The following is a 4783-nucleotide window of genomic DNA, read 5'->3' on the forward strand; positions in this document are numbered from 1 at the left end:
ATTAAATCTGGCGCGTGCTCGTCAGCAAATAGCCTAGCCCCACTGGTTTACTCTTTTGACAATTAATCCACCCTGCTTATTAAGGGGGGCTAGGGGGGATCAGATTCTATGCAGCCTCATAAAAAATTCGTATAATAACTAATGACTCTTGTACATTTCCATAATATCGCTGACAGCCATTCTTGAATTTGCTCCCAAAGTCAGCGGTGAGGTGTGTCCTCGCTGCAAGTGTTCGGCCGCCGCACAGCCGATCATTGCTGCGTTGTCTGTACAATATTTTAATGGCGGAAACAATACCCGCAAGTTGTGTTTGGCTGCTGCTGCTTGTAAGTGTTTTCGGAGTCCGCTGTTTGCTGCAACTCCCCCGCCGACTACAATAGTGGTAAGCCCGAAATTTACGGCACAGTCGATCGCTCTTTTTGTTAAACCCTTGGCTACTGTTTCCTGAAAGCTGGCCGCAATATCATTAATTGTAGAGGCAGGTAAGATGCCTTCCGCACCCACATTGTTATTTTGTTTCTTGAGTTTCTGTACTAATTGCAAAACAGCGGTTTTCAAGCCGCTAAAACTACTGTCGTAGGGATGATAGCCGCCACCAGGCAAGGAAATTCTGCCTTCTGGTAGAGGGTATGCTTGGGGATTGCCAAGGGCGGCCAATTTGTCAATCAGCGGCCCGCCGGGATATCCTAGCTGCAACAGTCTCGCAACTTTATCAAAAGCTTCGCCGGCGGCGTCATCGCGTGTTTGTCCTACTGTTTCATAAACGCCGCAATCTTTGACGTAAATAAAGCTAGTGTGTCCCCCGGAAACTAACAAACACAAAAACGGTGGCTGCAAGTCGGGTTCGGTAAGGTAAGAAGCGTAGATGTGCCCTTCGAGGTGGTGGACGCCTAAAAAAGGTTTTTGATGGACTATTGCCAAGCTTTTCGCCGCTGTCAGCCCGACTAACAATGCACCTACTAAACCGGGGGCACAAGTCGCTGCAATGCCGTCAATTTCTGACCAACTGAGGTTTGCTTCACCGAGACACTGGGCAATTACCTGATTGAGCATTTCTAGGTGACTCCGCGAAGCCACTTCCGGCACTACTCCGCCATACTGCTGGTGGATTTTAATTTGTGATGCTACAACATTGCTGCAAACTTGACGATTCTTAACAATTGCTGCTGCTGTTTCGTCACAACTTGTTTCGATCGCGAAAATGGTTGCCATTAACTGCTAATTTTATTTGATAGGTTAGTTATTGCTAGCTTAACTAATTCGGCGCAAGTCCCCCGCTCTACCTGTACTCAGGTTATTGTTAAGGGATTTTTGCCCGATCGACAGGTAAGACCATCATCGGATGCAATGAAGGAATATCCTCGCGGTATTGCTAGCTCAGCATTGACCTATGAGAACGGGAATCCCTCATTCTATTGGGCTTTGCCACATCAATGATGGATACTTTACACTGTCAACAAACACGGTAATCTGGATTCCAGATTGGCAAGTTGAAATGCTTGTACAAAAACTTATTGTTTTGTAACAAAAGGAAACAATTCCATGCGACGATTGTTTGCTGCAATTTTAGTGTTGAGTGTCTGGTTCAGTTTTGCTCCAGTTGCTTCGGCTTACAATTTAGTGCCGTGCAAGGACTCTCCCGAATTCAAGGAACTGGCTAAAAATGCACGTTCAACCAATGGCGACCCCGCATCTGCGAAAGCGCGGTTCGATCGCTATTCTCAAGCTATGTGCGGCCCGGAAGGATACCCGCACTTAATCGTAGACGGCAACTTGAGCAAAGCAGGGGACTTTTTGATTCCTAGCATACTGTTCTTGTATATGGCTGGTTGGATTGGTTGGGTAGGCCGTTCTTATCTGCAAGTTACCAAAAAATCAGCAACCCCAGAGGAAAAAGAGATTATTATCGACGTTCCTTTGGCAATCAAATGTATGCTGAGCGGCGTTTTATGGCCTCTGGCAGCTCTCACATCAATCACCAGCGGTGAAATGTTTGCGAAGGACGACGAAATTACTGTTTCCCCCCGCTAAAATTGGGAAATGGAGAAGAGCTAATAGCTAACAGTTAAGTAATTAACTAGAAATTAGCAATTAGCACGCTAGACCGATCGGCAATTACTAACTGTCTCGAATTTTCAGGAGCAGAATTCATGCAATACTTTGTCAAGTTTCTTTCGACCGCACCAGTATTGGCTATCCTTTGGCTATCTATTCAAGGCGCGGCTTTAATTGAATTCAACCGCTTTTTCCCCGACCTGCTTTTCCATCCGATGCCGTAAGATTTGAAGGAAATTAGGTTGCAAAACCTAGAAGGTAAAAGTTGAGAGTTTTGATTTTTGAATTATGAGTTACAGGCTAATTTAAAACTCAAATATCAAAACTCTCAAACCATACCAGTTCGGGCAAAACCAGCGCCGAGATGGGTAAAACCCAAGGATCTAAACTATTTAGTTATCAAATTAGTTCCCAATGGCTAATGACTAATGACTAATGACTAATGACTATTGACTATTGACTAATATTTTGAATCGATGAAGTCTTATCTCGCCGCAGCAATTCAAATGACTAGCTTGCCTGACCTGCAAAAAAATTTGGTTCAGGCAGAGGAATTAATCGACCTGGCAGTGCGTCGGGGTGCGGAGTTAGTTTCCTTACCAGAAAATTTCTCGTTCATGGGAGAAGAGGAGGAAAAAATTGCTTCTTCAGAGGCGATCGGACTCCAAAGCGAAAAATTCCTCAAAACGATGGCCCAACGGTTCCAGGTAACGATTCTGGGCGGCGGATTTCCAGTGCCGACGACCGGGGGGAAGGTATACAATACTTGTTTGCTGGTAGACCCAAACGGCACTGAAGTGGCAAGGTACAGAAAAGTACATTTGTTCGATGTGGATGTTCCCGACGGCATTACTTACAGGGAATCGAACACTGTGAAAGCTGGTGAAGATTTGCCGCCTGTTTATGTGTCGCCGGATTTGGGGACGCTGGGACTTTCGGTGTGCTATGACGTGCGGTTCCCGGAAGTGTACAGGCATTTGTCGTACAAGGGGGCTGATATTTTGTTCGTGCCGGCGGCGTTTACTGCTTACACTGGCAAGGATCACTGGAAGGTTTTGTTGCAAGCTAGGGCGATCGAGAATACTTGTTATATGATTGCCCCGGCACAGACTGGACACCACTACGGCCGCCGTCAAACACACGGTCACGCGATGATTATAGACCCTTGGGGTGCCGTTTTGGCGGATGCTGGAGACGAACCGGGTGTGGCAATTGCAGAAATTAATCCCGATCGACTAGAACAAGTCCGCCGCCAAATGCCCTCCCTGCAACACCGGGTTTTTCTCTGAAGGATTTTTGAGACCAATTGGTCTCAAAATTTCAGTCCCAGTGGGCCGCCCGACCTTTCAAGTTTTTATTCGCTCAAGTAATTGTGTAGGTTCGTACACAAAAAAACTTAGATCATGTGGGTGCGATCGACAATAATAAGCGGGTGGGGGCGGATTTACGCCGATCTATGAGTAATATTGTCGATCGGAGGTGACTCTGGCCCCCACAGCTTAATATATTGTTTTTTCCCGCAGATGAACGGCCAATAACTCGCGATAAAATGTCTAAGGCAGGTTCAATGGGCGTGCACTTCTGCTAAAAGGCGAATTAGCGAAAGTAGAATTGCACGAAATGCGTCTTTTTGGAGAATTGACATCCACCCCGACCGTCGCGGACAGGGATTCCCAAACCTCACGATTTGAATTTCTGCTTCTTCGCAACTGCCTCCACCCTAAAAGAGATTTGGTCTTATGTTCGCTCCACAGACTAACCCCGCAAGCCCTGCGGTTTTTATGTGTCGAATACCAAACGGAATTCTTCTTCGTTTTGATTCTAGGGATGTTTACCATTGCCCTATCCTCTTGAACCGGTCTACCGATTTTGCTTCGCCGCCAGCACCTCGGGCTGAACTTCGCTCGTATAGGCTGTTTGATCCATCGTCTCGGGTGGGTCGTTGACCAATTATATTGTAATATAAAGCCGTCCTAAAAGGACGAGGTTTCTACCCAATTTTCTGATGAAACACACTCTTTCGGTTTTAGTTGAAGATGAAGCGGGTGTCCTCACTCGAATTGCTGGTTTGTTTGCCCGTCGGGGTTTTAATATTGAAAGTCTGGCCGTTGGCCCGGCGGAACAAGGGGGAGTGTCTCGGATTACGATGGTTGTACCGGGAGATGACCAAATTATCGAACAGTTGACAAAGCAACTGTACAAGTTGATTAACGTGCTTAAAGTTCAGGATATAACGGAAATTCCCTGTGTGGAACGGGAGTTGATGTTGCTGAAAGTTAATGCTGCTAGCGGGACGCGATCGGAGATCATTGAGTTAGCTCAAATTTTTAGAGCGCGAGTGGTGGATATTGGTGATGATACGCTGACATTGGAAGTTGTCGGAGATCCCGGTAAAATGGTGGCGATCGTCCAGGTGCTGAATAGATTTGGGATTAAGGAAATTGCTCGTACTGGGAAAATTGCCCTGACGCGCGAGTCGGGGGTAAATACTGAGTTTCTCAAGTCCTTGGAAGCGAAAGTTTAAGTCATTAGTCATTAGTCATTAGTCATTAGTCAGAAGGAATGTTTTAACTTTTAACTTTCGACTTCTTATTACCAACTACCAATTACCAATGGCTGATGACCAATGACTAACGACTCCTGACTAATTAGGAATGAGAATTAAATAACTTCCACAAGATTGTGGGATGGGCGTCCCGCCCGGCCTTTTTGGACGGGCGGGACGCCC

The 4783-nt window shown here is 46.2% G+C and carries 5 protein-coding genes; 4 read left to right on the forward strand and 1 reads right to left on the reverse strand.

The window, feature by feature from the left end; all coding sequences use genetic code 11:
- Nucleotides 1-138: 138 nt before the first annotated feature.
- Nucleotides 139-1212: a tRNA (adenosine(37)-N6)-threonylcarbamoyltransferase complex transferase subunit TsaD gene (gene tsaD, locus QT987_RS29340; RefSeq protein WP_333246974.1), complete on the reverse strand. Its 1074-nt coding sequence runs from the start codon at nt 1210-1212 to the stop codon at nt 139-141.
- A 330-nt stretch (nt 1213-1542) separates the two neighbouring features.
- Here tsaD and QT987_RS29345 point away from each other — a divergent pair, with 330 nt between their 5' ends.
- The 4 genes from QT987_RS29345 to ilvN all read left to right on the forward strand — a co-directional run bounded on the left by QT987_RS29345 (nt 1543) and on the right by ilvN (nt 4579).
- Nucleotides 1543-2031: a Photosystem I reaction center subunit III gene (locus QT987_RS29345; protein ID WP_333172718.1), complete on the forward strand. Its 489-nt coding sequence runs from the start codon at nt 1543-1545 to the stop codon at nt 2029-2031.
- A 119-nt stretch (nt 2032-2150) separates the two neighbouring features.
- The gene (psaJ, locus tag QT987_RS29350; protein ID WP_106151078.1) at nt 2151-2279 is read left to right on the forward strand and encodes a photosystem I reaction center subunit IX; all 129 of its coding nucleotides are present in this window, start codon (nt 2151-2153) and stop codon (nt 2277-2279) included.
- Nucleotides 2280-2531: 252 nt separating this feature from the next.
- Entirely contained in the window at nt 2532-3344 is an 813-nt protein-coding gene (locus tag QT987_RS29355; RefSeq protein ID WP_333246976.1) for a carbon-nitrogen hydrolase family protein, read from the forward strand.
- A gap of 716 nt (nt 3345-4060) precedes the next feature.
- Nucleotides 4061-4579, forward strand: coding sequence for an acetolactate synthase small subunit (gene ilvN / locus QT987_RS29360; RefSeq protein WP_041622928.1), 519 nt, complete (start codon nt 4061-4063; stop codon nt 4577-4579).
- Nucleotides 4580-4783 lie beyond the last annotated feature (204 nt).

The organism is Microcoleus sp. SVA1B4 (assembly GCF_036700545.1).
Taxonomy (GTDB): domain Bacteria; phylum Cyanobacteriota; class Cyanobacteriia; order Cyanobacteriales; family Microcoleaceae; genus Microcoleus.